General features: G+C 58.0%; 22 protein-coding genes and 2 pseudogenes. 4 read left to right on the forward strand and 20 right to left on the reverse strand.

Annotated features, from left to right (window positions below; translation table 11 throughout):
• Positions 1–292: 292 nt before the first annotated feature.
• Positions 293–1,598, reverse strand: a pseudogene (locus EOA86_RS00135) (pitrilysin family protein); the annotation flags it as partial.
• A 1,672-nt stretch (positions 1,599–3,270) separates the two neighbouring features.
• On the opposite strand from EOA86_RS00135, the gene EOA86_RS00140 reads away from it, so the two are divergent.
• Positions 3,271–3,483, forward strand: coding sequence for a cold-shock protein (locus tag EOA86_RS00140; protein ID WP_008874821.1), 213 nt, complete (start codon positions 3,271–3,273; stop codon positions 3,481–3,483).
• A gap of 222 nt (positions 3,484–3,705) precedes the next feature.
• On the opposite strand, the gene EOA86_RS00145 is transcribed toward EOA86_RS00140, so the two are convergent.
• The 6 genes from EOA86_RS00145 to EOA86_RS38345 form a co-directional block, all read right to left on the reverse strand.
• Positions 3,706–4,176: a MucR family transcriptional regulator gene (locus EOA86_RS00145; protein ID WP_091595855.1), complete on the reverse strand. Its 471-nt coding sequence runs from the start codon at positions 4,174–4,176 to the stop codon at positions 3,706–3,708.
• Positions 4,177–4,642: 466 nt separating this feature from the next.
• Positions 4,643–5,176, reverse strand: a complete 534-nt coding sequence (locus EOA86_RS00150; RefSeq protein WP_101918715.1) for a tetratricopeptide repeat protein — start codon at positions 5,174–5,176, stop codon at positions 4,643–4,645.
• A gap of 53 nt (positions 5,177–5,229) precedes the next feature.
• Positions 5,230–7,293: a type III secretion system export apparatus subunit SctV gene (sctV, locus tag EOA86_RS00155; RefSeq protein ID WP_029354834.1), complete on the reverse strand. Its 2,064-nt coding sequence runs from the start codon at positions 7,291–7,293 to the stop codon at positions 5,230–5,232.
• A gap of 232 nt (positions 7,294–7,525) precedes the next feature.
• On the reverse strand, positions 7,526–8,416 hold the full coding sequence (locus EOA86_RS00160) for an EscD/YscD/HrpQ family type III secretion system periplasmic domain-containing protein (RefSeq protein WP_029354836.1): 891 nt from the start codon (positions 8,414–8,416) through the stop codon (positions 7,526–7,528).
• A gap of 116 nt (positions 8,417–8,532) precedes the next feature.
• Entirely contained in the window at positions 8,533–8,775 is a 243-nt protein-coding gene (locus EOA86_RS39820; RefSeq protein ID WP_224570034.1) for a nodulation protein NopA, read from the reverse strand.
• A 72-nt stretch (positions 8,776–8,847) separates the two neighbouring features.
• Positions 8,848–9,177, reverse strand: coding sequence for a hypothetical protein (locus EOA86_RS38345; RefSeq protein ID WP_091595908.1), 330 nt, complete (start codon positions 9,175–9,177; stop codon positions 8,848–8,850).
• Positions 9,178–10,544: 1,367 nt separating this feature from the next.
• Here EOA86_RS38345 and EOA86_RS00175 point away from each other — a divergent pair.
• Complete coding sequence (locus tag EOA86_RS00175; protein WP_240992514.1) at positions 10,545–12,641, forward strand: hypothetical protein; 2,097 nt, start codon at positions 10,545–10,547, stop codon at positions 12,639–12,641.
• A gap of 542 nt (positions 12,642–13,183) precedes the next feature.
• Here EOA86_RS00175 and EOA86_RS00180 read toward each other — a convergent pair.
• The 12 genes from EOA86_RS00180 to EOA86_RS00235 all read right to left on the reverse strand — a co-directional run bounded on the left by EOA86_RS00180 (position 13,184) and on the right by EOA86_RS00235 (position 22,741).
• Positions 13,184–13,984 carry an Effector protein NopP gene (locus tag EOA86_RS00180; RefSeq protein WP_091595847.1) on the reverse strand — a complete coding sequence of 267 codons (801 nt, stop codon included), beginning with the start codon at positions 13,982–13,984 and terminating at the stop codon, positions 13,184–13,186.
• Positions 13,985–14,340: 356 nt separating this feature from the next.
• Positions 14,341–15,378, reverse strand: a complete 1,038-nt coding sequence (locus EOA86_RS00185) for an EscU/YscU/HrcU family type III secretion system export apparatus switch protein (protein WP_127334819.1) — start codon at positions 15,376–15,378, stop codon at positions 14,341–14,343.
• Positions 15,375–16,193: a type III secretion system export apparatus subunit SctT gene (sctT, locus tag EOA86_RS00190; protein WP_091595845.1), complete on the reverse strand. Its 819-nt coding sequence runs from the start codon at positions 16,191–16,193 to the stop codon at positions 15,375–15,377. The genes EOA86_RS00185 and sctT overlap by 4 nt, the downstream gene beginning before the upstream one ends.
• Before the next feature lie 8 nt (positions 16,194–16,201).
• Positions 16,202–16,450, reverse strand: coding sequence for an EscS/YscS/HrcS family type III secretion system export apparatus protein (locus EOA86_RS00195; RefSeq protein WP_081714428.1), 249 nt, complete (start codon positions 16,448–16,450; stop codon positions 16,202–16,204).
• A gap of 29 nt (positions 16,451–16,479) precedes the next feature.
• Positions 16,480–17,145, reverse strand: a complete 666-nt coding sequence (gene sctR / locus EOA86_RS00200) for a type III secretion system export apparatus subunit SctR (RefSeq protein WP_029354851.1) — start codon at positions 17,143–17,145, stop codon at positions 16,480–16,482.
• Complete coding sequence (gene sctQ / locus EOA86_RS00205; RefSeq protein WP_187331393.1) at positions 17,138–18,166, reverse strand: type III secretion system cytoplasmic ring protein SctQ; 1,029 nt, start codon at positions 18,164–18,166, stop codon at positions 17,138–17,140. The genes sctR and sctQ overlap by 8 nt, the downstream gene beginning before the upstream one ends.
• Before the next feature lie 89 nt (positions 18,167–18,255).
• Complete coding sequence (locus tag EOA86_RS00210; RefSeq protein ID WP_091595843.1) at positions 18,256–18,768, reverse strand: hypothetical protein; 513 nt, start codon at positions 18,766–18,768, stop codon at positions 18,256–18,258.
• Entirely contained in the window at positions 18,744–20,102 is a 1,359-nt protein-coding gene (sctN, locus tag EOA86_RS00215) for a type III secretion system ATPase SctN (protein ID WP_024505372.1), read from the reverse strand. Before sctN ends, EOA86_RS00210 begins: the two co-directional genes overlap by 25 nt.
• Positions 20,099–20,722 carry a type III secretion system stator protein SctL gene (sctL, locus tag EOA86_RS00220; protein WP_091595841.1) on the reverse strand — a complete coding sequence of 208 codons (624 nt, stop codon included), beginning with the start codon at positions 20,720–20,722 and terminating at the stop codon, positions 20,099–20,101. Before sctL ends, sctN begins: the two co-directional genes overlap by 4 nt.
• Positions 20,719–21,414 carry a nodulation protein NolU gene (locus EOA86_RS00225; protein WP_268931536.1) on the reverse strand — a complete coding sequence of 232 codons (696 nt, stop codon included), beginning with the start codon at positions 21,412–21,414 and terminating at the stop codon, positions 20,719–20,721. The genes sctL and EOA86_RS00225 overlap by 4 nt, the downstream gene beginning before the upstream one ends.
• Positions 21,359–22,222: a type III secretion inner membrane ring lipoprotein SctJ gene (sctJ, locus tag EOA86_RS00230; protein WP_091595839.1), complete on the reverse strand. Its 864-nt coding sequence runs from the start codon at positions 22,220–22,222 to the stop codon at positions 21,359–21,361. Before sctJ ends, EOA86_RS00225 begins: the two co-directional genes overlap by 56 nt.
• A gap of 9 nt (positions 22,223–22,231) precedes the next feature.
• The gene (locus tag EOA86_RS00235) at positions 22,232–22,741 is read right to left on the reverse strand and encodes a nodulation protein NolB (RefSeq protein WP_029354864.1); all 510 of its coding nucleotides are present in this window, start codon (positions 22,739–22,741) and stop codon (positions 22,232–22,234) included.
• A 186-nt stretch (positions 22,742–22,927) separates the two neighbouring features.
• On the opposite strand from EOA86_RS00235, the gene EOA86_RS00240 reads away from it, so the two are divergent.
• Positions 22,928–23,626 carry a secretin N-terminal domain-containing protein gene (locus EOA86_RS00240; RefSeq protein WP_091595837.1) on the forward strand — a complete coding sequence of 233 codons (699 nt, stop codon included), beginning with the start codon at positions 22,928–22,930 and terminating at the stop codon, positions 23,624–23,626.
• Between the two features lie 301 nt (positions 23,627–23,927).
• Positions 23,928–25,373, forward strand: a pseudogene (locus EOA86_RS00245) (HrpF/NolX family T3SS translocon protein); the annotation flags it as partial.
• Here the strand turns inward: EOA86_RS00245 and EOA86_RS39825 are convergent.
• Entirely contained in the window at positions 25,358–25,477 is a 120-nt protein-coding gene (locus tag EOA86_RS39825; RefSeq protein WP_245497065.1) for a hypothetical protein, read from the reverse strand. The pseudogene EOA86_RS00245 and the gene EOA86_RS39825 sit on opposite strands and share 16 nt — an antisense overlap.
• Between the last annotated feature and the right edge of the window lie 15 nt (positions 25,478–25,492).

The following is a 25,492-nucleotide window of genomic DNA, read 5'->3' on the forward strand; positions in this document are numbered from 1 at the left end:
TGTAGTGTCTTTGCGCCTCCAAACCCATCTCGGCGCCGGCATCGTCGAGCTTCATCTGGAAGGCATCGCTGTCGTAATTACCGGCGCCTTCGATGAACAGGCCGGCCATCAGATTGGCCATCCCCTCCTTCCCGACCGGGTCCTGCGTGATGCCGCCGTTGAAGGCAAAGCCGATGTTGACGATTTCCACTGTGTGGTCCTCCACCAGCCAGGCGATCATGCCCTTTTCGGACTTCACCTCCTGGATGTTCATCGCAGCATGGGGCTGAGCGCCGAGCGTCATCTCTTCATTCTCCGTCTTGGGCAAGAGATAGCCCGTGGTCGAACGGTCGAACGCGAGATAGCGGGCGGCAACTGCTTTGATTTGCGCGGCGGTAACCCTGCGGATGCGAGACGGCCGTTCCTCGACATCTTTCACGGTGCCGCCGGTGGCCAGCGTCGAGCCGTATATGCAGGCGAGGTCGTCCTGGTCGTCTTCGGCAAAGATCATATCGCGCACAAAGCGCTCCTTGGCCTTGCCCAGTTCCTCGCTGCTGACACCATCCTTGGCAATGCGAGCGACTTCGGCAGCGGCCGCCGCTTCGAGATCGGCCAGCTTGGCATCGCCGCGCGGCGCGCCATAGATGGCGAACCTGGTGTCGTCGAGCATGGTGCCCTGGAAATAGGCGCAGGCGCTGGAAGCGATACCTTGCTGGACAGCGAGCGCCTGGTAGAGCCGGCTGCGGTTACCGCCGCCGAGGATTTCGGACAGCAGGTCGAGCGCTTCGGCCTCGCCCGGCTTGGCGGTATGGTAAGACGGCACCACCCACTGCGTCGAAAAACTGGGCACGCTGACGCGGGCGTCGGAGAGCGTGACGGTGCGCCTGGTGTTCTGCTCGGGCTCAACCGGCCGGATGCGCGGCGGCAGGTCGGGCCCGCGCGCCACCTTGCCATAGGTCTTCTCGGCCAGCACCTTCACCGTCTCCGGCTCGACATCGCCGGCCACGATCAGCACGGAGTTGTTGGGCCAGTAGTATTTTTCATAGAAGGCGGTGGCGTCGACGCGGTTCAGCTGCTCGATCTCCTGCATCCAGCCGATGATCGGGATGCGATAGGGCTGGTTCTGCCACAGCGTCGCGTCGATCTCCTCATGGAGCACGTCCTGCGGGTTGGTGTCGGTGCTTGAGCGGCGCTCCTCGATGACCACGTCGCGCTCGGTCTTGACGACATCGTCGGTGAGGATGAGGTTTCGCATTCGGTCGGCCTCGAAGCTCATCATCAGCTCGAGCGCCGACGGCGCCACTGTCTGATAGAAGGCGGTGTAGTCGGAGGAGGTGAAGGCATTTTGCGAGCCGCCGATCTCGAACACTGCGCGGTCGAATTCGCCGGCCGCATGGTTGGTCGTCGCCTTGAACATCAGATGCTCGAAAAAAATGGGCAATGCCGGATTTGCCCGGCGGCTCGTCGGCGCTGCCGATCTTGTACCACACCATGTGGCTGACGATCGGCGCCCGGTGGTTGGGAATGACGACCACCTCCATGCCGTTGTCGAGCACGAAATCCGTCGCCTTGCCGTCCTCCCATGCGACGGGGACCGGAGCCGTCCTCGCGCCGCCCAACTCGGTCGCAACGGACGTCCTGCGAAGCCCGTGAGTGCGGGGCTTGCTTGGTAGTTCTGATAGGGAGAGTGGGATTATGGGCTGGGTTCCTGGCAAAGTGATTTGTTCCTCATTTTGAAGGCTCTATGTCTCCCGACGCCTATTGGGAGAAAGTGGATCGGCACGCGACGCCGAGCCAGATGAGCCGTCAGCGTGTTGCCGGGCCTGACGCGGGCCTCATCTTTGGATGCGTCCGGGGAACGTTCGGCAGTATTTTGGTGGGGCCATGGGAAGTCTGCTCGTTATCCATTGGGTGTTTGCGGATACCTGAGCATGCGCCGTGCCAAGTAAGAAAGCCCCGATTTGCAAGGTTTGATCCAACCTTGATACTTGCGATATCCGACATTGTCGGGCATCCGACAGAAAGCGCCTTTCGCCGGCGCGCCGGCTACGGCGCTCGCCTCCTCCGGCGTGACGACGATCCTTTGGCGGGCGCCGCGCACACCGATCTGCCCGCCTATCAGCACCGCGACATCGAAGGACAACGCGATCGTGACTGATGGGTCTTACGCAAACATGCAGCAGTGCCACCGCCATCAGGACTTCATCCGCCCCTCAAAGCCCCGAGCGCGAGGGGACGACGTGTAAGGCAACATGTCATCCTCGACAATGATGCCGCGCATAAAGAGGTAAGGTCCCTCGTCGTACCGGCGAGCCCCTTCGCTGGGTTCGCCGAGGGTCTGGTTTGCGAACGTCGACCGACAGCATCACGCATGGGCGGCCGGATCGATAGACAAGCATTGACCGTGCCACCAGCGCATTGAGGGCAGCGCAGAGTCCAATTGGCCTGTGCCAGCCGGTATGCTGGAGCTTCAAGTGTGGCCAGCCAAGCGGGCTGGGATATCCTGGACCGTCCAGATTGCAACGCACGACGCCTGGTCATCGCCCGAACGTTCATTGACGCTCAGCGAAGCTTGCGTCATCCGGACGATCTGGGAAAAGCTTGGCCGGGCCGGCGCCTTCCCAGGCGCACGGGACGCGCGACGACCCATGTGGACCTTGGATTTCACTCCGCACCTACGCTGCTTTGGCCTTGTCAGCAGCCTGGGCGGCATAGCTGAGTCCCGCCCTTGCTCAATCTGCCAAACCATCTCGCTCACAAGCGATCGGGTGGTTTGTGCCGTCTGAACGCGCATTGTCAACTTGCCGACAGTCTGGGGTTCCGAACCCGACAGTTGATTCAAACCGACAATGGCCCGCCTCAGAAGCAGGCAACCGCGCTTCGTAGCAGGCCGAAGCTAATCGAGGTTCGCGGGTCTCGGTTTGAGTGTGCAGTGTCGCTGCGCGCCTGATCTTTCGGTCTGATGACAAAAACATCGTCATTTTGGCCGACGATATCGGTCAGGAGCGGGTATTGCGGTCGAGCAGCGACCCAAGCACGTCCACAAGATGTGCCGAGTTTGCAGGGTTGGGTCATTGTTTCTGTCGACGTTTGAGCGACAGCGCACGACGAAACGTCTGGCATACGCCTCGTCTGGCACGCGCCTCGCATGTGTGGCAGGTGCTGCTGGAGATCAGGCGGTCGAGTGGGCCTTGCAATTTTCCGATTTTGCTGCGCCTAAAGTCTCGTGTACAAATCAGGCTGGCGTGAATGGCCTGCCTAAGTTGCGACTTGTTACAAAGGAATGGATATATGGCGACTGGAACGGTGAAGTGGTTCAACAGCACCAAGGGTTTTGGTTTTATTCAGCCCGACAACGGCGGTCAGGATGTCTTTGTCCACATTTCCGCTGTTGAACGAGCGGGCCTGTCGACCCTTAATGAGGGCCAGAAGATAAACTACGAGGTCGAACAGGATCGCCGCACCGGCAAGTCCTCTGCAGGCAGCCTCAGCAAGGCTGGCTAACGCGTGCGGCAAGGATGCGGCATACTCCGAACGCATTGACCGGCTCGAAACCCGGCCGGAGCATGCAACCAGGTAATGCCGCGGCAGCGATTGCTGGAGCCGTCGCGAATTCCTCTGGAATGAGGCTCTTGGACGGGAAAGGCGGGGCTCGTCCCCGCCTTTTGATTCCGCGCAGATTGGGCCTACGGCTGCCGCGCGTCCCGAACGACTGTTGATACGGATTTAGGCTGCGACCTTTTTGCGGGTCCGTTTCGCCGGCGCCGGCACCGGGGCTTCCGGCTCTTTCGGTTTGCGGCCGAGTCCGATGGTCTTGGCCAAGGCGGAGCGCGTAGCGGCGTAATTCGGCGCCACCATCGGATAATCCGACGGCAGACCCCATTTGGCGCGATATTCGTCCGGGGTCAGACCATAGTGCGTCGACAGATGGCGCTTTAGCGATTTGAATTTCTTGCCGTCTTCAAGGCTAATGATGTAGTCCGGTTCGATCGACTTTTTGATCGGGACAGCAGGTTTTTTCACAGGCACAGGCTCTTCTGCCGGTATTAGTCCGGCCGTGCCTTTTAGAGCCCCGTGCACTTGGGCGATCAGGGCAGGAAGCTCCCCCGCCGGGACGGGGTTGTTGGAGACGTAGGCTGATACAACCTCGGCAGTGAGCTCGATGAGGATGTCGGTGTTGTGGGCTTCTTCTGTCATAAACTTCTCCGGGCAGCTTGAAACACAGTCGGGCGAAGTGTCGCTACATAGTGGCGGTTGACGCTGAAAGCAAATGGATCGACGGGTGCGCTGCTCCCCACCATTGAAGTCTCGGGGAAGTATCCCGTCATCGTCCATCGGCCTAGAGGCAGCGTATTGCATTATGGGAGCGGTCGCGCCTGCCCCAAGTTAGAGGCAGGCATTCGCGCGTGAATTAATCAAATCCATCCTGAGCGTATCTCGCGTGGCAACCACGAAGGCGCTCTGGCAACGAAGCGAGGCGGATGGCCTTGCGGGTGGCCGAGAGATGTCATCCGGCTCTCCTGCCGACCTCTGCCGGCCAGATCTGGAGCAACAGCTTTGCGCAGATATGGCTCTCTTCAGAGGCCATCTATGATGGGAGCCGAGCGCGTCTCGAGCCGGGGAATAGGCTGCACATGCGCTGTGCCCACCTATTGCGATCGTGCTAACCTTGGCTGTTCGGACTTGCCGTTAAGGCAAGCGACAGATTGAAGTTATGCTGCACCATCTGATTCCCTGGCTCGGTTTCGAGAGCTCGCCGATACAGGGCCTGTGCCGCGTCATGCCGCCCCTCAATGTCCAAGATCACGCCCTTCGCATTCAATGCACGTACGTTTGCTGGGGCTGCAACCAAGACGCTGTCGAGCACCTCAACCGCTTCGTGCGGGCGCTTCTGGGCCACCAAGGCTTTTGTAAGCCGTATCGCCGCATCAACATTGTCCGGGTGCTGCTTCACCTCATCCCGCAAAGCCCGCTCTTGAACATCCTGACCAACTTCGCGCAAAATGCGTTCGCGCATAGCCGGATCGATTTGATCGGCGCTGAGCAACTCTGGGGAAGATGTCTCCTGCACGGAAAGAGCGGGCTTTTGCCAGCTGGCGCAACCGCCCAAAGGCAGAATGGCGAGTACGGCAAAAAGAAGTGAGCTCCGGCGCAGAAACATAGGCGATGGAGAAACTGTATTTCTAACAAATTTCATATTATCTCTCGGTTATCAGGGAGGCGGGTCGCGTTCAGTTAGGAAAGGTGGAACTACTCTAACAATCCGCTGTTCGATCCGTGCGGGAGTTTGACGGATCCTGCCGGGCGAATTGTAAAGTCGGAGGCGAGGTCTTGATAAGACAGCACGGCGAGATCGATCCCGTTTCGCGTCAGAAAGCCGCGGACGAAACGTCGGACATCCATTGACGTCAACAGAATAGGGCGGGTTTGACCCGGTTCTGTGTTCGAAAGGACCTGACGTATCTGTGATAGCATCGCTTCGCTTTGCCGATCCTCCAGTGCGAGATAGGGGCCTGCATCCGAATCTCGAACCGCGCCACGCATCACATCCTCGCTCTCGCGTTCGACGACCAGGGCGGACACGATGCCCTCGGTGTTGGCATAGCGGTGGCAGATCTGTCGCTTCAAACCAGAACGGACATATTCCGTCAGCAGGGCAACGTTTTGCTCACGCTCGCTCCATTCGGCCAATGCCTCCAACACGAGACGGGTGTGGCGGATTGGGATACCTTCCTCCAGGAGGCGGCGCAGAACATCGGCAATCCGAGGAATCGGCGTCGTGCGCAGCACCTCTTTCACAAGATCAGAATATTCCTGCTCCATTCGGCCCAGGAAATGTCGGGTCTCTTGGATGCCCACCAATCGCGGTGCGTAGCGGGTCAACGTTGCATGGACGCGCAAGGCGAGGAGTTCGCCGGGAGCCCAATGCTCCGTGCCGGCGCCCGTAAGGGCCTGTGCAGGGGTATGTTCGACCGGGAGTCTGTCCGTTTTCGGCTCACGCCTAAGGGGGATACCGCTCGAGTCGACGTGCGCTACATCGGCTCGGAGCGTCATCTGGCTTGGATCTATCGCGTCCTGTTCGACTGGCACGCCCTCGACATCTATCCGGAATTGCGATGTAGGCAGCTGCTCGTCAACCAAGACAGGGATGCGGGGAACGATAATGCCCAGATCGGCTGTGACCAGGAGCGAAACGCGCCCAATATGTTTTTGCAATTCGGCTTGATCGATCGCCTGCATAAGATTTGGCGCTAAAAAAAATGCGATCGGGAATTCCTTCGCAGGCGCGGCTTGCTTAGGCTCCGCTGCAGTTCCATCTTTCGCATCGGCAGTGCCGGCGCCCAGCACATCAGCCTTGACAATGCTTACCGCAGCGAACACTGCGGCCAGCATCAGAAAGACGGGGAGGGGAAACCCAGGAACGAACCCCATCACGACCAGGACGCCGGCCGCCAGCCGCAAGGCTCGAGTACTGGCCGTGAGCTGACTGACCATTTCGGTACCGAGGTTGATCCTCGCCGTCCCAGTCACACGGGTGACGATGGTCGCCGCAGTAATGGAGAGCAGAAGGGCCGGAATCTGCGATATCAATGCATCGCCTATCGTCAGCAGAGTATAGTGATGCAGCACCTCGCCGAAGGACATGCCCTTGGAGAGCAGACCGATCGAAATTCCACCCAGCATGTTGATGCAGATAACCACCAGCCCGGCGATGGAATCGCCCTTCACAAATTTCATCGCGCCGTCCATCGCGCCATATAGTTGGCTTTCCTTCTCCAATTCGGCGCGCCGCCGGCGGGATTCGTTGGCATCGATGTGGCCGTTGCGTAGCTCTGCGTCGACCGCCATTTGCTTGCCCGGCAGAGCATCCAGCGTGAAACGCGCCGCCACTTCTGCCACCCGTTCGGCACCCTTCGCGAGGACCATGAATTGCACCATGGTGACGACCAGAAATATGACGAAACCCACCACGATATTGCCTGAGATGACGAAATCGCCAAAGGTATGAATAATGCTGCCGGCCTCCCCCTCGGCCAGGATCAGTCGCGTCGTTGCGACCGTCAGCGCGAGACGGAATACAGTGGAAATCAAAATAACGCCGGGCAAAGAGGAAAAATCAAGTGGAGTACTGACATACAGGGCAACCATCATCAGCAGTATGGCCAACCCCATATTGAATCCTATCAGTGCGTCGACCACCACGACCGGGATAGGCATGACCATCATCGCGACAGCCAGAAGCAGCATCAACGCAACCATTAAATCCGGGCTGGCCGGCGCACGCTTGATGAAGTCACGCAGGACGTTGGCCATCGAGACACCTTTGCAATCGGTTGAGACTTACTCTGCTGTTACGCCCTGAAACGTAGCTTTCGAACTCCGAAGGCGCCTCGGCCTTGGCCAGCGCGTGACCCTGCATGAGAGCCACAAACAGGCGCGAAATGGCTGGGCAGCAAATGTTTCCAACGCAGCCAGCTTGTCAGCACCGAGCGCCACAGGATGTTTGGCTGGCCATAGAGTGCTGCTTGATGGGGCCTGCGAGCTTTCAATATGGGAGAGCAGCAATGCGGCCATTCCTGCTCAGCAGCACACGGCTGTCCTCAATACGATCGACTACCCATCCATCAGCTAAAATGGCCCCGACAAAATACTTCTCGCTGTCGATGACAAGATACGGTTGGGCCCCATGCCACACAGCTTCGACCGCGATTGCGGATGGCGCCTTCTCCTCTTTGATGAGCACTCCGTTCACCAGTGTTAGAGTACCCTTGGTGCGACGATCGAACGATTGCTGAAGCTTCTGCCAGCTGATGACCGATTCAGACGTGACGGTGCCCTCGGCGGTCACAACACCCTTTGCGGAGCCAATCTTGACGTCGAGAAGACCCGCTCGATCGACTTCCTCCTGCAGCTCTTTGGCCGCTGCCCCCGTAAGTTCATTGTCAGCGCGGTGACTGATCGTTCTGGACGCGACTTCAGCCCGAAGTGAATTGGGGCTCGATCCACTTGCATTGCCAAGATAGGAGAACATGCCCGAAAGCGCGCCGATCCCGAGTGAGCTGATTATGACCATGGCGAGCACACCGATCGGTAGGCGCGGTATGCCGGTCGAACCAGGCGGCTCTGCATCCTGCACGGACCAAGCAATGGACATCTCGCCTACGAGCAGGACGGCAGGAAGGGGCACAACAACGGACTGGCCTGCGGCGATATTCCGGTTGCCCTCGATACTGAGTCCGGGTGCAAGCGCCTCGAGTTCGATCGACTTGCCAAGAAGAGTTACACGAAGATGATGCGGTGCCAGTCCTTGCTCGACAAAGACCAAATCGGCATCGAAGCCGCTGCCGATTAAACACGTTTGAAGATCCGTCTTGCCGGTCAGTCCGCAATAGAGCCCCGAAAGCACTTCGAAACGGAGGGAAACGGCGTCATCCACAGAGCATCTCTCAAACAGGATAGAAGCCGCACGGCAATTGCCATGCGGCTCATTTCGGGACTACGTCGCGTCAATAAGGAGACGCGCTAGGGGCAGTCTAAAAGCCGCTTCCGACATTACGAAACGCGTTCGTCGGCGGCCTTCTTGATGGTCTGGAGATTGGTCGTTAGAGTGCGCAACTGGACACTCCTTTTCGTCGCCTCCAAGCTAACATTGGTTAGTTCTTGCACTTGCGCCTGAAAAGCAGTAGCATCAGCTCCGCTTGTATTGCCGGGAGTGCCACTGTTAGTTTTATCGGTATTGCCGGCGCTACTGGTATTGGTATTGCCTGATTTCTTATTATTATCAACTGCAGCCATGATCATTCCTTTTTCTGTTGGAGTTGTGCCGTCAATAACGGCCTGTATGACCTCACGCCGGATTTTCCCGCGTCAGGCATCTTCTGTGTCATCCAAAGCTTCATCGGCCTCAGCCATCGCATCGTTCGCGAATTGGAACGCGAACGATCGCAGGATACTTTGGAAGGCTTCACTTTGTGCTGCAGACTGTGAGTTGTCTTGAAGTTGATCATTTGAAACGGTCCGGTTATCCGCCCGATCGTTCCCGCCAGCTGGCTTGCCATCATTCCCACCAGCTGGCTTGCCATCATTGCCACCAGCCGGCTTGCCATCACCAGAATGCTCGGATTTCGAATCCCCATGGCCCTTTCGGATCAAGGAAGTCCCGAGGTTGCCAACTCCACTCCCAATTGCTGCTATCATCAGGTACTCCGGCATTTGCCATTGGCGGCGACGTGTTAAAGGTTAACCTCGATCAAGCTAAGGGCGGGAGCTTTCGAGAACCTGACGGCTTTTGACAAAAACCGGCCAGCGCAAAAACGTATGCTCTGCAGGATGTTGCTCTCGCATCGAACAGTCGACCACGATCTCGGCTGTTCGGCCAATCCCGCCGTCCACGCATGCCGCGACCGAATGGCAGCCGCAGCAGCTCGTTTGCATCCTCGATGCTGTGGTGTCGAACAGGAGACACGGTCCACGTGCTGCATGACCGCAATGACCGTATTCTTGCTGGCTCCACGGGCGCACGCAACGAGCAGGAACTCGGTCTTTGCATCACCATTCTCTCGCCTGCACATCACGGCCCGGCGCGGTGAGCTCATTGGCTTCGAGAAGGTCGGCGAGTACGAACATGGGATGGTCTGCCGGCTTTGGGAGGCCGGTGCGGATCCTCTTCTCACCATATCGAAAGCTTGAAGCGGTCGGATTTTCTTGCCCTGTTCGTGAGAACTCCCATCGTCAGCTAATCGTCAGCCAAGCGGTCTATCTAGGCCGGCCGTGCCTGACCTTCGGATCCAAAGGTCCCGTCTCGACACTTTTTGTAACTATAGATCGAAATGGTTTCCCGCGCGATACGCAACGCACACGCTTCTCTGAAGCAAATGTGTGACTTTGTCGGTGGCGAACGAGAGGAGTGACGCCTCAATAAAATCGTCAGGCACGTGTCTAGGAAGGGGAGCTAGCCGAGTTGGTCTGATTTCATTCGCTGTTCCTGGAAATCGGCGGACTGAAGCGCTGATAATCTCAGGACATCGATGGCAACGTTGCGAAAGTCCTGTGAGCTCGGGCCAATCTTGGCCTGCTACTGAGAAGCACTTTGGCGGGAACATTACGCCGTCGCGGGTCTGGCTGACCGTGACGTTAACCGAAAGATGCCGCTGGTCTCGTCAGCCGCCAGCACAATAGCAGCACATTCTCGCCTACTACGGAGACGCAATATGAAGGGCATTGGCCGACCACGGAAATCGCAGGCTGAAACTGGAGCCAGCCGCGCGGGGCGGGCGAGCAGTTCCCTTTCGCAATCAAGTCTTGCTGCGGGAGAAGGTGGACAGTCATTCGATTCCGTTGTGGAGCAGATGCGCTCTGGGGACGCCGATAGGAGGCCCTCCTCCCTTCCAGTTGCGCGCGGTCCAGGCGATGCCCGCGAAAGTCTGCCAGGCGCCTCGATTGGCGAAGATCAAATCCTGAACGCACCGCCACGTGGAGCCGCTGCGCCACCACGCGGAACCGTAGCGCCACGTGGCGCAGCCGCAAGGCGGCGCGGTTCTCCCTCCATGTCTGAGGGCGAAGCCATGGCGCCGGTCGGTAGCCAACTATCAACCGCGCAGGTGGAAGGCACCAGCTCATCGTCAAATGAAGATATCAGTCCGACACAGCTCAGAATGAACAGTCTTGTTCAACAACTGACTGATTGCGAGGCTGCGGCCAGGAAAACCGACGTCCCCGAGGAGGCGGTGGAGCTGATCAGTCGGGTCGTCGATGCAGCCTCAGCAATTCTGGAGTACCGCGCTAGCCTGCCTGCGGCTGAGGCGCAGACAATTATGCCAGACGACAAGGTGCGTAGATGTTGCCAGATCGTGTGCGACGCCGCGAATGAAGTAGACAAACTTGGCCTGTCGACGATCACGAAATTGGACAAAAAGACCAAGAAAGCGGCAGGTATGGTCGATAAACTCTACTCCTACTCCCAGGCGGACCGGCAGGAGCTGTTGATTTTAAATGTGGAGAACCACCATACGGCGGCAATTAAGTGGTGGGAAAAAAAGGCATGGCGCTCCGAACGGCAGCGATCCGCCTGCGCTGCCACCGCTAGCCTATCCAGTGGAACGCCCGTGATGCGGGAAGCCGAGCGGTGCGCACTGCGGCTGCGTGCCGGCTCGGTACTGAGTGTCAGGATCTGGCTGGTCCGTGAGCGGATCGGTCTTGCGCGGGCCAAGATTGAACTGCGGGCGAGCAGGTTCGAGCCAGATTTGAAGGAACTCCTCGTCGGTCGAAATGGAGTGGTGCAGCTGATGGCAAGCGCCGTTCAAGAAGCTCTTCGCGCCCTCTCTTTGGCGAAGGGCATAATGGATGATGGCAAAGCACTCAACGCTCATGATTGCGCGGTTGTAGAAAAAATCATGGAGCGGCTTTCGGATTTTGGATTGGCGTTGCACGAGGTGCATACCAAGCTAAGCCATACCTACCCAGATGCCGGCCTCCCATTGAAACTGTTCGAACGGATCGTGGACGATGCATGGATCACTGCGCACGATGCCATGCACTTGTTGAACCTGCAGTCTCCGCCGTCAGCCATCATGGCGCCACAGGCCCAGGCGGGCGCTGCGATGCCGGCCAGGGCAGGCGCTGCGATACCGGCTGACACTGCTGGTACGGCTGCAGTGTCAGAAGGCACTACAGCGCGAAGGAAAGGGAAGTCAAAGCATAAGTCGGCAGCTCGCGCCGGGACTTCTGCCGCCGGGCAGCCATCAACACCAGTCGCTGCGAACGCCGGCACAGTGCCAGCAGCCAAGGTTCTCGCGCGCTCGGATCAAGTTGCGAGTACACAGGTGAGAGCGCAAGAGGTGGCTGCGAGTTCGTCGGGGGCAGGCTCGACAATCGGGGGCGCCGCGTTGTCAATGGAGGTATTGACGGAGCGGCTCAAACGATTGGACGAACTTTTGCAGTTCGATCTGGCCGGTCAGCAAAGCGTCGTCTCCCAAGTGCGCCAGATGAAGCCTGAGGAGGCCGGTAAGGTCGTGGACGATGTGGCCCAGTACCTGCGAGCCCAGGCCATTGAGATGCAAACCTGTCTCGCCGGGTTGCAGGGGCGTAATGTACGCCTGCTACTCACCTCCACCCAGCTACCCAAAGTGCACGAACGCACAGACCAGCTCAAAGGGTTGCTGAACATGGTGCTGGGACAGGCCAACGCATTGAATGAAGGAAAAGCCGGCATTACGACTGATTGCATGAAGACCTACGCATTTCCGGCGCAAAAATACCTGGAACATTTGTGCAATGCCGACGAATTGATGCCGCCGGAGGCACCGGTCGCGCTGCGTGGCGAGCCAGGAAAGCTGTTTGAGATGAAGCTGCAGCCCAAGATGCTGGTCAATGGTGCGATGCCGAGCCCGATGTGGGTGCACATCCACACGAGTCGCCCCGTCATGGCCAGAAACTTGGAAGGGCTGGCTGATTCCGAATTCACCGCTTGCCACGTTAAATCCAACGAACAGCGCGGCTACAATCGAGAGCGAGAGGAAGCCGATGCTAGGTCCGGTCGCGAGAAGGTCATAATTCATCGCGGCAAACTCACCCCCGCTTTCTGTAAGTCCTTGTTGACCTCGGGGCTTGGCCGCCAACCACGCCATTCGCGTGCCGAGCTCCCGTCGGCGCAGGCTGCATGACAGGGCACGTACTTTGGGGTCTAGGGCAGAATGCGGCCGGCCACGCTGTGAGTCAGCGAGCATTTCTCCTGGCCAAACCGCGAATGCCGCTGCGCGAGTTGCGGTCCGGCGATTGGAGTCGATCGGCTACCGTCAGGGCCGATTTGCGATGTCGCGTTACCTGCTGTTGACGTGGCGGCGTATCTTGCCTCCCATCCAACTTATCGCCGAGATCGCGCCGCCAAGATCGAGGCGGAAGGTCTTCCTGCGAGCGCGGAGCAGGCATAGCCGATCCGATCGGGATCGGCGCATCGCAACGACCCAACGGTGTGGTGGAGAAAATTGGATTCGGGAGAGCTCGTATCCAAGAGGCGGAGTTCCGGCCCGAATACAATCCGCTCGCAAGCACCCACGATGCGCATCCGCAGTTTATTGTCTGGGAGATGGGCTGGATCGCTCGGCGGCGCTGGCGCTAAGGCGGGGCTGTCGCCGGACAATTAGCATTCACTGCCAACAGCCTTGCAACCGTCACCAGTTGCAAGGCTCGGCGGCGGGTCGACAAATCACATGAAATCGTCGTCAGACCCGCTATCGCTGCTGTCGCTGTCCTCGGTTTTGTGGAGATAGAGTGGAGGTTTGCCTGCACGCTGCCACTCACCGGCACTGTTCTTCGTCCATTTGTCGGGATGCTGCGTAGGGTCAAGCACCAGGTCGCCATGATCCACTTCAACAAACCCCATCGTCTGCGCGCGCGCTTGTGCTTCCGGATTAGCCGCACGCCAATTCAGCAACGGTCGGTCGCCGTCTATCCGAAGTTGATGCTCCAGCAGAATATCGCCCGCATTTTCGACGAGCGGATGGGCGACTTGAAGATCCACTATGGAAGTGACCTCAGTTCGACCAGGAAATTGTTCCCGCCAACTTTCCGATTCGAACTCGTTCATGCTGAATCCGCCTTCCATTCTCAGCAGTCCGGCACTCCGGTCTCCCAATTGGTAACTGAAATATCGCGCGTGCTCCGTATCTCGACGGATGCCATATTGCTGAGCAACGTCCGCGGTGCGCCTGGCTCGTGACGATACGAACTCCGAATACTCTTGAGGATTGTCGGCGATGTGCGTGATTTCATCACCATGAAATTGCCTCACCTGTCTCCTGAAGGAAGTCCTGTTGATCTCCACCACAGGAGGTCGGGAATTGAGGGAGTATGCTTGGGGAGCCGCCGATGATGAGGCGCCGCTACCTTCCGATCCGGATAAGTGCATTCGGGCAAATGTGTCCGCGAACCCTTCGCTTCCTGCATCCGATTGCTCGCCGGCATTATGCGCGCGGTAACTATCGGATGAGCCAATTCGACCATACATGACGATTCGTACTCCTATGTTTCGCAACCGAGCTCAAGTTAGCACGGCTGTTCAACATAGGGCGCTTAGTTGACGACTAGCTGACGAGGGCATTCCAACGGCTGCACCAATCAAATCCGCACTGCCGGCCTCAAAACCTCGGACTGCGCCACGCACCGGCCAGCAGAGGCTGAAAGGTCATGCCCGGAGGACTTGCCGTAGTTGCTGGGTGGCAGATCCGAGGGGAGTGATTGCCCCAGGCCCGCGGTTGCGCGGTTGGCCTGACAGAGACACTGGGGCACGGATGGCCAGCCGACATTTGCCACTAGCATGGAACCAGGTCAGTTTTGAACTGGGCAGTCGTGGACTTCCAATGACTAGGCCAAGCCTGCGGCAAAGAATGCTTTCGCGACAGGCTGGAAATATTGCATAGGAACCGCGTGGCCGAGTTTTGTAGTGCTTATCAGCTGACGCGCTAAGACATGGTCATGGACGATCGTCAGGCGTAGTGCCCGCGCCTCACTCAACACATGTGAAACGCGCTCACCTTCGGCACGGCAAACTAAGAACGGCACCCCGGTTTCACCGCGAACGTAACGCAGACCGATCAGGACCGCCCTTCCTGTTAAGACCAGCGTGGCGCGATGCACGCCAAGCGCAGGCTCGTCGGCCGCCTCCTCGCGGATGCGACGCTGTTCACCTTTCAACTCTGGCGCTCCTTGCTGATCCTTCGACTCGCGCGTCACTTCGGTATTGGTCATGCGCATTTCGCGCAGATACAACGCGCGCTGGAGCAGGAGATCGATCAGTCCGCCGACCAGCAGTGCGCCGGCGCCAATTCCCATCAGCAATTTTGTCTCCATAAAGATGAGGCCAACACAGCCCATGCCGCAGATCGGCAGAGGGACCATTGTCTTCCACATCCCGAGAAGGACAATGGAAAAGGTTGCGCTGAGAACCAATACCTTGAACATGGTCTTGCAGACTTCGACCATGGAACGAGCAGACCCCAAGCGCTTCAGCCCTTCAAAGGGGTCAATTTTCTTAAAGCTGAGCTTCATCGGCTCCAGAGAGAAGACAAATCCACCATTGGCTAGCAGGCTGGCCAAAATCACCGCGGCGACGAGGGTTCCAAGCAGCGGGCCAACAGCCGCGACGGTGAGTTGGACGAGCACAACCAATGCCTGCGGCACCGCGGTATCGAAAGGTAGGCTCTGCAACTTGGTGGCTAATAGGAGCGCTTCCCGGCATTTGTCCTCGATCAGGCTGCCTCTTAGCCAAAGGTAGCCGAGCCCAGCGCAAGTCCCGACCGCGCGGACGAAATCGGAGCTACGTGGCAGCTGTCCTTTTTTGCGCGCTTCACTTAACTTCTTCGGGCTGGCGGCGTGTGTCTTCTCTTCACTTGTGTCGCTCATGGCAGCAATTTGTCGAACCACTCCAGCGCGCCGTTGGCTTGTGTGACCTCCAGTTTCATGCTCTCCACCAGATAGGCAGCGTAGGTGACCATGAGAACTGGAAAGACAATGTTCTTGATTGCCGGAGACAGTTGGCTCGCCTTAAATTGCGGGGCAAAGCGACGCAGCAGCATCATCGATATATCAATCAGTATCAGGAAGAACACGACAGGCCCCGATACCAATAATGCCGTGCGCATTATGCGGTCGAGAAGCCCCAACAACTCCATTGCTCCTGGCCCGCTCAGTGTCGGGTGAAACTGATACACCGGCCAGATCAAGTAGCTGCGGTACAGGACACTGATCAAAGTTTCCAGGCCTCCTGATCCGACGAATATGGCAATCGCAGTGATCCCCAGAAAAACGCCCATCGCGGAAGCCTGACTGTTCGTCGCGGGATCGGCCGAAGCGGTCGGGCTGCTGATGCCGCGTTGGTTGTCGATAAGCTCCCCGGCAGCCTGAAGGCCCCAAAGCGGAATGCCAAGAAAAGTGCCAAGGAGTACACCGACAAAAACTTCCTTGAATCCGAGCAGGGTTAGCTGGATCAGGCGTGTATCAGAATCCAGCGCCGGCAATCCGCCGCTGACGTGTGCCAGGCATGGTAGTGCGAAGCCAACAGCCAAACAGCCCCGGATCAGCCCACTGATCTGCGAGCGTGTGAATACGGGAAAGATCAGCATGATGCCCATCGCGCGGGCTGCCCCAAGACCTGCCGCAACGACGAGTTCGAGAGCCGTCTGGATCAGAATTTGAATATCGGCCGATGGCGCGTCCATGGGGCGGACTAGTAGCTAAGTGTCATTGCGGGAAACTCGGTGAAGATCTGATCGGCTAGCTCTATGAGCGGGGCGCTTAGCACAGGAGCAAACAGCCCAATCACCGCGACAACGACCAGAAGCTTCACGGTGAGCGGCAAGCTTTCATCCTGGATCTGCGTCGCCGCCTGGAGGATGCCGATGACGAGGCCGACAACCACTGATGCAATGAGCGGCGGTAGAATCCAGATCATGAAAACCACCAGTGATTGGCTCATAAGAGTAATGATGCTGGATTCAGTGATGATCAGCCTCCCGGTAACGTATAACTCAGCACAAGCCCATGCATCAATTTTGACCAACCATCAATGGCAACAAACAAAAAGATCTTGAACGGGACAGATATAACAGTTGGTGAGACCATCGACATACCCATTGCCATCAAGATAGTTGTCACTATCAGATCTATAACAATAAAAGGCAGATAAAGTAGAAATCCTATCTCAAATCCGCGCTTCAATTCTGATAGCAAGAAAGACGGTACAAGTATTGCAAAGTCATCAGGCGTGGCTGCAGCGTGCATTTCCTCTGGCCAGACCTTTTCTGTCGAAGATAGGAAAAATCGCCGCTGCTCTTCATTTGTGAATTTCTTGAGATGCTCGCGCAAGGGCTCACTTCCGGCTTTAGCGGCGCTTACCCAGTCGTCGAATGTCTGATAGTGGAGCTTGGGATCCGACATGCGGTCATAGGTCTGCTCAGCAACGGGCGCACTAACGAACATAGTGAGGATCATCGCCGCGGCGTACAGCACCACATTGGGTGGTATGGTCTGGGTCCCGAGCGCATTGCGGACGAGGAAAAGAACAATTGATACCTTTACAAAGGCCGTTGTCGTGGCAACTGCTAAAACCAGCAGACCGAGTCCGGCGGTAACCGCAAGAAGCGCCAGGATTGTCGGCTGAGCTTCACTCATTGCATGCAAACCCGCCACGGAGCCTGATGCCCAGCTCTTCTCCGATGCGGACAATGTCGCCACGCCCGATACGCTGACCATTGGCCACTATGTCGACCGGGCCGTCGATCGGCCATCCAAGTTCAAAAATATGCCCTTCGCCGGCACTTCTTAATTCCCCAAGAGAAATAGGCCAGCGGCCGCATTCAAAGACAAGCACGATCTCGACATCGTCGAGATCCTTAGTAAGCTCCAGTTGCGATCCGGGTTGTGTCATATGCGCATTCTCCAAAGGACACGGTCGCGGGCGGAAAGGCCCCCGCAAGATTAATTCATCGCCGTCAAGATCCGCCCCGGCGCACAACTGGCCGACAGCTAGGGTGATCTGGCCGCGGCCGAACGGCGCAATATCGGGCAACAATGCATCACCGACACATGCGCTTCGAAGAAGCGCCGCAGGAAGGCGAAGCGTGCCGACCTCTCCTGCAACAATGAGCGGGAGCTCTGGAGGCAGCCCGCCCAGCTGCCGCGGCAACTGGGCAAGCAGTTCGCCTAGCGCGCGAAACGCAGGCGGTACTAAGCCGTCAAGAGGCGTGAACAGGAATAGACGGCCCTTGCCCTTGACCGCGCCGAAAATGATGTCGAGTTCAAGATGAGGAGCCAGCATCGTGGCTTCGCATACGCGCACGAGTTGCACGTTCAGACGCGTCGTCTCCTCCAGTCGAGTGACAAGCGGCTCAAGAGCGAGTTCGAGAATAAGCGAAGCAGTTGGCTCGGAAGGGAAGGCCAAGCCGTTCTGCACTGTCGTGATGAACTCCTCTACGAGCGGGCGCGACAGCGACAAGATGACCGTTTCGGCTCCCACTCTCCAGACGCAGTCAAGCATCGGAATGGCAGCAGGTTCCTGCTGCCAGACAAGCCCTGCCGTTCGCACCGATAGCGGCACCTCGTTGATCCGGCTTTGAAACGGCGTGCGGGGCGCTGCTGTATCATTGAGCCACGAGACAACCGTGCGGGACAGTTTCAGAACTGGTTCGAACATGGCGGGTGTGACCGCAGCGGCTATCAAAGACTGCACGGTCGTGTCATTCGGACGACCTCTTGCGACTGTCGGATCCGGTTGCGCGGCATTTAGGCAAGCGACCCCCTCGCATATTTCAGCAGTATCTCGTCGTCGGCCTCGATCTCGGCTGCGGCCTCCGAATGAGTCTCGACGGCGCGCCGCACGTCGTCCTCGATTTGTTGCCATTTGTCCCTTGCCGCCGAACATATGACCCATAGCTCCCTCGTCCTGGACGCCGCCATCTCAGCCTCCTCTTGAGCGATTTGGGCATCATCAAGCATCTGCCGTCTGGAAGTGATCTCAGCGGCAAGCTGTTCAGTGTGAAGGCGGTGACGGTCGAGCGCTGCGCTAGACAAGTTGTCGAGTGACATCAGATGCTGATAGAGCGCTGCTTCTGTTCTTGAACAATGTTGCTGTATCATTGCAAGCTCCCTAGCGGCATTTTGTACGGCTGAGGCGGCCACATCGCGCTGGGCTTCCTTCTTGGACAGCTCGCCAAGGGCACGACGCTCTTGCATTTCCTTCAGAAGCCGTAACCTCGAAGACTGAACCCAGTTCACGCGGTCAGACGCGACATCCATGCGACCGTCTCCTCGAAATCTGACGCGTCATCTTCGCTCTGGCGCAGAAACTCCCTCAGTTCGTCGATTGACGCGACGGCCCGGTCAGTCAGGGGATCTCCACCTGGCTTGTATTCGCCAACATTGATCAAGAACTCGGTCTCGGCATAGCGCGATAGGAGCTCGCGGAAAATGGATGCTGCCTTGCGATGTGTCCCCGAAACGACTGCATCCATGACGCGGCTGCGACTCTGCAGCACATCAATAGCGGGGAAATGCGATCGCGCCGCAATAGCGCGTGAGAGGATGACATGGCCATCGAGAATACCACGCGATTCCTCGGCGATTGGATCACCCGTGCCATCACCCTCTACAAGCACCGTATAGAAGGCCGTGATTGAGCCCCGCTCACCCATGCCGGCGCGCTCGAGCAGGCCTGGCAGCATGCCAAAAACGGAAGGAGGAAAGCCCCGTCGCGTCGGCGGCTCACCCGCAGCAAGGCCTATTTCGCGCATAGCGCGGCAGAAGCGCGTCAGCGAATCCAGCATGAGAGCAACGCGTAGGCCCTGATCGCGAAAATATTCCGCGAGCGCAGTCGCCATTGGAGCGCATTGCGCACGCTCCACCGCCGAGCGGTCGGAGGTTTCAACCACGACGACCGTACGGAGAAGGCCCTCTTCACCAAGATTCCTTTCGATGAATTCACGAACTTCCCGTCCACGTTCGCCTATGAGCGCCACTATGACGACGTCAGCGGCGGCACCCTTTACGATCTGTGACAACAGCGTCGACTTGCCACCACCTGGCTCGCCATAAATCCCGATCCGCTGGCCCTCGCCGCACGTCAGCAGACCATCGAGGACACGGACCCCAAGCGGGAATGGCCGCTCAATCATGCGCCTCGTCATCGGATTGGGGGCTCTGCCATGCAGGGGCCGAGTTTCGACGGTCTTGATTTCGCCTTTGCCGTCCAATGGGCGGCAACGACTGTCGATCACGCGACCGAGCAAATCGCCGCCGACGGGCACCTCACGCATTCGGCCAGTGGCCACGACCTCTGCGCGGCTGGATAGGCCCACCAAGTCCCCGATCGGTGTCAGCAATACACCATCACCCGACAGGCCGATCACCTCGGCCTCGAGCGACAGCCCGGTTCGCGGGTCCTCTAGGAGGCAAAGTTCCCCAATACGAGTATCTGGCAAGACGGCATGAACCAGTGTGCCGATAGCCCGCGTGATCCGACCGCGCACCGCACGCGTGTCAATTCGCTTGGCCGCAGCCCTCAAAGACGAGATTGCTGGAACGAGAGCTCGAGTGTCGGCGTCAGCGTTATGTTCTGGGACGGGCTTTCTCATAGCTCGCCTTTTTCACATAGCGTCCCGAAACCAAGGCGCAGCGCGCGCATCTGGGCGTCAAGTCCCAGGTCGACATTGCCGTACTCGCTCCACAGCACGCACCGTTGCGGCGACAACGTCGGGTCGGGCTCGATCCGCACCCTTGGTCGACCATCCTGGCCGTCGCATCGAGCAAACTCTCGTGCAAGCATGTCGACTTGCATGGGAGAAACATGAAGGCAAACTTCGGCGCCGCTGTATTGACACTCTATGGCGTGACGAACAGCCCTCACCAGTAGCTCGCCCGGATCGAAAGCGCCGATAAGATCGCTCAATATTTCCATCACGAGCTGCGGCAATTCCTGCTCCAGAGCCGCCTTTCGTCGCGCGATTTCGGAGATTGTCTCCGCAATCAGCCCTGCCATCTCCTCGGTGCCTGCATTCGAGCCCTCCATGTGGCCGCGCACCCACGCCCGCTGGTAAACGGCGCGTGCCCAGTTTCGAACGCGCTGCCGATGCCGTTCTGCCGCGGCAAGCGCTTGCGCGGCGCTGTGCCAGGTTTCGAGCTCGCTCGCGGGTATCAGTGGTCCGATTGGACGCATCTGCGGCGCTATTGGCCCCTCGGAAAGTTCGGCTGTCATTTCACCGGGGTCTCTGTCTCAAAATGAGCTAGTACAAGTGAAAGCAATTGGCCGGCGGCGGTCCAATGCTCAGGTGCTGGAGTCTCCGCGGCAGTCCCCTCGGGCAACCGAAGAAGCACGCGGTTACGCTCGGTCGCTGAACTGTCCTGGAGCCAAGCCCCAAGACATGCATGTCCATCGTATTCGATTTGCTGAGCGAGTTTTTCTGGGTCCGCGATCAGTCTGTTCTCAACGGCATGCAGCAGGTGTCGGATTCCGAATGCGTGTGCATCCACGCCGATGCGTTTAACAAGGATGGCAAGCTCAGGCTGAGAGACAAACGCGACCAGCGAACGGGCATGCCAGATACTACCAGCAAGAAGGGCAGCTCGATATGGATCGTGCCCGCGTAGAAGGTCCGGCCTGCAGCCGATGTGGTTCAGATCCACGTCATAGTTGCCCAGCAATTCTGCCAGCCTTGGATGCAGTCTGGAACACTTCTGCAACTTCACTAACGTTTCTGCCGATAACGCTGGATCAAGACGCGCCGCTAGACGGGTCGGATGGGCCGAAGCCGCAAGCTCGCTCGCGCCCGGAAAACGCAATTGGTGCGGACCATCAGGTCGGGCGGTCTGTATAGGCATTGGCAATGAGATGTCACCCACGTCCAATTGCAGGCATTCTTTTGCGAATGGCCTCGACAGCAGAAGCATCCCGGCGCCCCTCGACCTTGGAAACGCCGGTTGATTGCTTGCGCCGACGCGTAGCAACGCTGACCAAGAGATAACAGGCCACTGCGAATACGGCTGCGGCAAAACCTGTCACGGTCGCCAGAATTGGCGCAGGAAGAGGTGTTGATGCTTGTGGCAAAACAGCAGTCGGATCGGGCCGTTGCTCGTGTGCGGACCGTTCTACCGGCACCAAAACCACTTCCACCTTATCGTAGGACAAGCCTTCGATGCTGTCGGCTACCAGCATCTTTATCTTTGGCAGCAGAGCCGCGACATTTGTTTTGGCGTCGTGCCTGATAAACACCGCGGCCGAGGATGGCGTGGCGCCGGCTCGCACAAGGTCGTTATGCGGCAGCACGACGTGAACACGTACAGAAAAAACGCCATCGATATCGCTGATCGTCCGCGACAACTCTTCGCTCAGGGCATACACGTAACGGGCACGCTCCTCGGTCGGCGAGGCAATCAGGCCTGATCCTTGGAATATCTCACCGAGGTTCTTGAAGGATTGGCGCGGCAACCCCTTGGCGTTCAGAAGGTTGATTGAGAAGGCGAGCAGCTTTTCGTCAACCTGGATCGTGCTGGTCCCATCCTTGGCGACCACCCGGATCGCGGCGACCCCGTTGTCTTCAAGAAGTGCGAGCATTTCATTTGCCTCACGCTCTTGCAATTGCGTGTAGAGGTCGGTTTTGCAAGCACTGAGGGCGACGAGAACTAGCAGCATGACAAGTCTAACCGACCGCCACCCTGACAGGCCACGCATGATTTCGCCCTCGGCCAAGCCAATCATGCGCGCGGTTCAGCCTTCCTTCAAAAGTTTATTCACGGATGATGTGACGCCGCTGACGCCTTTGGAGATAAGCGCCACCTGGGTGACGCCGTTGTAAACATCCCGAAGACCAGCCATCATCGTTTCGAAGTCTTGCCCTTGTTGAGGAATGCCCGAGATTCCGGTTCCCGCCTCACCTGCGACGGGAAGCTTCTGCGCCGGTCCCGGTAGAGCGCCCTTCGAAAGGGCTATGTCATGGTCGAGCGCGGGGAAGGAAACAGTGTTGTGTGGATATAGGGAGGAAATCGTCTGCAACACGCGATCGCCCATGCCGCTCGTCGGCGCAGCCGCGCGCTGAACATCCATCGCCGCAGCAACTGGCGCCGCACTCGCTGGCTCCGCGGCGGCATTGTTTTTCAGCGAGTCGGCTGCATGCCCTAAGGCGCGCTCAAACTGGGCCTGCTCGACAATCGACGGTGATCCGACCCTGGGGAGGCCAGCCGTTAGAGTGGCAGAGATCGACGTGACAGGCATCATCATGTAAGGACTCGGTTGCTCTCTCTGACCGGGCGGGCCCCGCCCATTCATCACCCGGTGTCGGCGCAACACTCCTAGGGGGGCAAGCTGACAACAAGCTGACTAACGGCGGCGTCATTTCGACATCTAAAATCTCTTCGGCAATTTAGTCACTTGTGATGATTTCAGCGTTTGGTTTATCAGTGCGACATGCCGAGAACGCTTATCCAACCCGTCACCCTGCATGTTTTGAGACTTCTCTGTGCCGGGTTTTTTCTGTCCACCGGGATTCACCCGGCGCACGCAGTCCCGCTGTCCCTTCCGGCGACACCCTATAGATACACGGTTCTGGATCAGGAACTCGCTGCAGCGTTGCAGGAATTCGGCAACAACCTGAATATCAGGGTCAACATCAGTCCTGCGGTGAAGGGGCGAATTCGCGGACGTATGCCTGATTTGCCACCGCGCGCGTTCCTCGACCGCTTGACGAACCTTTACGGTCTCCAATGGTACTATGACGGCCTTGTGCTCTATGTGTCTGCTGCACAAGAATCGCAAACTCGAATGCTTTTGATGACGTCGATTCGCTTCGATGCGTTCAAGGGGGCTCTCGACAAGCTTGATATCTCCGACGAGCGCTATGTGGTCAAACCCGTGCCAGGCAATGGCCTCGTCTTCGTTTCCGGTCCACCGCGCTTCGTCGCACTCGTGGAGCAGACCTTTAACGGCTTGGTGGCGGAGGCGCAGGCGCAGACTCACATAGCGGCCACGCCAAAGGAATCAGTGCTGATCTTGTTTCGCGGCTCCTCCACTACGGTCGTTCGCGACGGACGACCGGATGCTTCTTATTCTTCTGACATCCCACAACAGGATAGCGTTGGCGGGAAGCCTGAGCTGGGCAAGAAATGAACATTGAGGATTTGCCGCAGCTCTGAAGAACATGACTGCGGCTACCCCTTTGTGAACTCTTCGCAAACTCGTCAGTTTCTCGAAAGCTAATCCGCTCATGATGAGTCCCGGCAGCTCTCGCGGTGACTCCGGCCATTGTGTTGGACCGAACCTTGGAGCCGGCCCGGAACACAGCAATTGAAGGCAGGGCAGGCGCATTCGTGACCTGCCGACGCTTGGAATTGTCGAATTTTGTGAAACGCAAGGGATCTTCTGTCGGGGTCTCTTGTGGGGATTTCAACGTCACGTCTGAGGATGCACAATGTCGGCCAGCAATCTTTCAACTTTCTACCGCTCAAATTCGCTACAGTCCGCAAGGGGTTGGCCGGGCCTGAAAGTTTCCCATTTTGCGACCCAGCATCAGCAAAGTGCATCGTGCTTCGAAGCGATGCTGTCCACTTGTGTGCTGGCAAACAAGCCCGGCTCTTTCGCGCAAGGGGATCTGCCAACGTCGAATCTTGATTCGACAATGGATAAATTGCGGCAGGACCCTTTGGGCCATCTGGCACCGGATGTCGAATCGACATTGAAGGGCTTGGAGCAACACCCACTGGATCTGCTGCCGCCACATATGAGGGCGGCTCTCAAGGAGGACCAATCGCAACGCTCCAAGGCGACTGAAGCCCAACATCTGCTCCGCGTCACCCCGAAGATCGAGCCGGCTCCCAGGCCGAGCCCCGGAATCACGTGGAACGGTGGGTCGCTGACCACGGCTGAGTTGCAGATTGTTGCGGTACTCAACCGTCACAAGGACCAATGCCCGCTTAGTTGGAAGTCGTTGACCGAGAAAGCCAATGATCCCTCTACGCCACCGGATCTGAAAGCGGCGATCAAGGGACTGCAGCAGGATTCGGGACTTTTTTATGCGATTGGCTCGCAGGGCGACGGCCGCTGTGGAGGCAAGATCAACGCCAAGGACTTGGCCGGATTTTCAAACCACCACCCACAAGTTGCTGCATTTCAGGAAGCCCAAGCGCAAAGCTACGAGCAGAACTACATACCATCCGACGGCAGCGGAGGTTTGCAGCCTTCGGTCATGACCTTGAGCGATGCCTTGCGGGAGTTTTACCGGTACTCCGAAAATCTGTCCAAGGACCTGAGTCTGGATGAGTTCAAGAAAATGGTCGGCGGCGAATCGAAAAACGGCAAATTTCCGCCCCAGGTCATTGCGGCGGCGCAATATTTCCTCGATCACCCCGATGCTTGGAACCAGTTGTGCGGTGGCTCGAAAGGGAAGATGCACAAAGAGGATTTCCTGCAAGTCGCCTCATCGTCGATGAGCCTCACGCAAACTGAGCTGAATACGGTCGAGATGATCAAGGACCATCAGGACACGTTCTTTGGAAGCGGTGTTCTGACTCGCGACAAACTGGCGAAAATGAAAGACGACAAGAGCCTTGATCCGAAAGTGCGGGAAGCAGCCTCTCAGCTCCTTTCAGATCCTCTTTTGTTTGGCCTCCTGAACAATTCGATCACGGGCTATAAGACCCATCATAAATTCTTCGACTTTGGCGGCGGGCATACGGTTGATTCCGGCAATATCAGCAAAAAAGACTTTGCCCATTTTTGCACAAACATGTCGTCTGCGAACCGCAACGTTCAGCAGCCAATCACCCACGGCGCCCAAACCGCAGAAGAGCAGAATGCCGTCGCGGACATGAAGATGGGCCTGATGGACCAGCCTGACATAAGTCAGCCAAAAAGATCAATGCCTGCCGCCAAGGCCTCTTCCATCAGGTGCTTTACGAGCCCATTTCGAATGGCCAGCTTGACCTCGGGGCCTGCGATAAGGCCGATCGCCTGCGCGGCCATATTGATGCCAGCTTC

It is taken from the genome of Mesorhizobium sp. M5C.F.Ca.IN.020.32.2.1 (assembly GCF_004023105.1).
Classification (GTDB): Bacteria; Pseudomonadota; Alphaproteobacteria; order Rhizobiales; family Rhizobiaceae; genus Mesorhizobium; species Mesorhizobium wenxiniae.

Bases quoted from the DNA above. Each gene is read 5' to 3' on its own strand.
- EOA86_RS00140 (WP_008874821.1), top strand. From the start codon at position 3,271: ATGGCGACTGGAACGGTGAAGTGGTTCAACAGCACCAAGGGTTTTGGT.
- sctQ (WP_187331393.1), bottom strand. From the start codon at position 18,166: ATGTTCGAACCAGTTCTGAAACTGTCCCGCACGGTTGTCTCGTGGCTC.
- EOA86_RS00210 (WP_091595843.1), bottom strand. From the start codon at position 18,768: ATGGATGTCGCGTCTGACCGCGTGAACTGGGTTCAGTCTTCGAGGTTA.
- EOA86_RS00145 (WP_091595855.1), bottom strand. From the start codon at position 4,176: ATGACAGAAGAAGCCCACAACACCGACATCCTCATCGAGCTCACTGCC.
- EOA86_RS39820 (WP_224570034.1), bottom strand. From the start codon at position 8,775: ATGGCTGCAGTTGATAATAATAAGAAATCAGGCAATACCAATACCAGT.
- sctN (WP_024505372.1), bottom strand. From the start codon at position 20,102: ATGAGAAAGCCCGTCCCAGAACATAACGCTGACGCCGACACTCGAGCT.
- sctJ (WP_091595839.1), bottom strand. From the start codon at position 22,222: ATGATTGGCTTGGCCGAGGGCGAAATCATGCGTGGCCTGTCAGGGTGG.
- sctT (WP_091595845.1), bottom strand. From the start codon at position 16,193: ATGGACGCGCCATCGGCCGATATTCAAATTCTGATCCAGACGGCTCTC.
- EOA86_RS39825 (WP_245497065.1), bottom strand. From the start codon at position 25,477: ATGGCCGCGCAGGCGATCGGCCTTATCGCAGGCCCCGAGGTCAAGCTG.
- EOA86_RS00180 (WP_091595847.1), bottom strand. From the start codon at position 13,984: ATGTATGGTCGAATTGGCTCATCCGATAGTTACCGCGCGCATAATGCC.
- EOA86_RS00235 (WP_029354864.1), bottom strand. From the start codon at position 22,741: ATGATGATGCCTGTCACGTCGATCTCTGCCACTCTAACGGCTGGCCTC.
- EOA86_RS00185 (WP_127334819.1), bottom strand. From the start codon at position 15,378: ATGAGCGACACAAGTGAAGAGAAGACACACGCCGCCAGCCCGAAGAAG.
- EOA86_RS00225 (WP_268931536.1), bottom strand. From the start codon at position 21,414: ATGCTTCTGCTGTCGAGGCCATTCGCAAAAGAATGCCTGCAATTGGAC.
- sctV (WP_029354834.1), bottom strand. From the start codon at position 7,293: ATGGCCAACGTCCTGCGTGACTTCATCAAGCGTGCGCCGGCCAGCCCG.
- EOA86_RS00240 (WP_091595837.1), top strand. From the start codon at position 22,928: ATGCCGAGAACGCTTATCCAACCCGTCACCCTGCATGTTTTGAGACTT.
- sctR (WP_029354851.1), bottom strand. From the start codon at position 17,145: ATGAGTGAAGCTCAGCCGACAATCCTGGCGCTTCTTGCGGTTACCGCC.
- EOA86_RS00150 (WP_101918715.1), bottom strand. From the start codon at position 5,176: ATGAAATTTGTTAGAAATACAGTTTCTCCATCGCCTATGTTTCTGCGC.
- EOA86_RS38345 (WP_091595908.1), bottom strand. From the start codon at position 9,177: ATGATAGCAGCAATTGGGAGTGGAGTTGGCAACCTCGGGACTTCCTTG.
- EOA86_RS00175 (WP_240992514.1), top strand. From the start codon at position 10,545: ATGGCGCCGGTCGGTAGCCAACTATCAACCGCGCAGGTGGAAGGCACC.
- EOA86_RS00195 (WP_081714428.1), bottom strand. From the start codon at position 16,450: ATGAGCCAATCACTGGTGGTTTTCATGATCTGGATTCTACCGCCGCTC.
- sctL (WP_091595841.1), bottom strand. From the start codon at position 20,722: ATGACAGCCGAACTTTCCGAGGGGCCAATAGCGCCGCAGATGCGTCCA.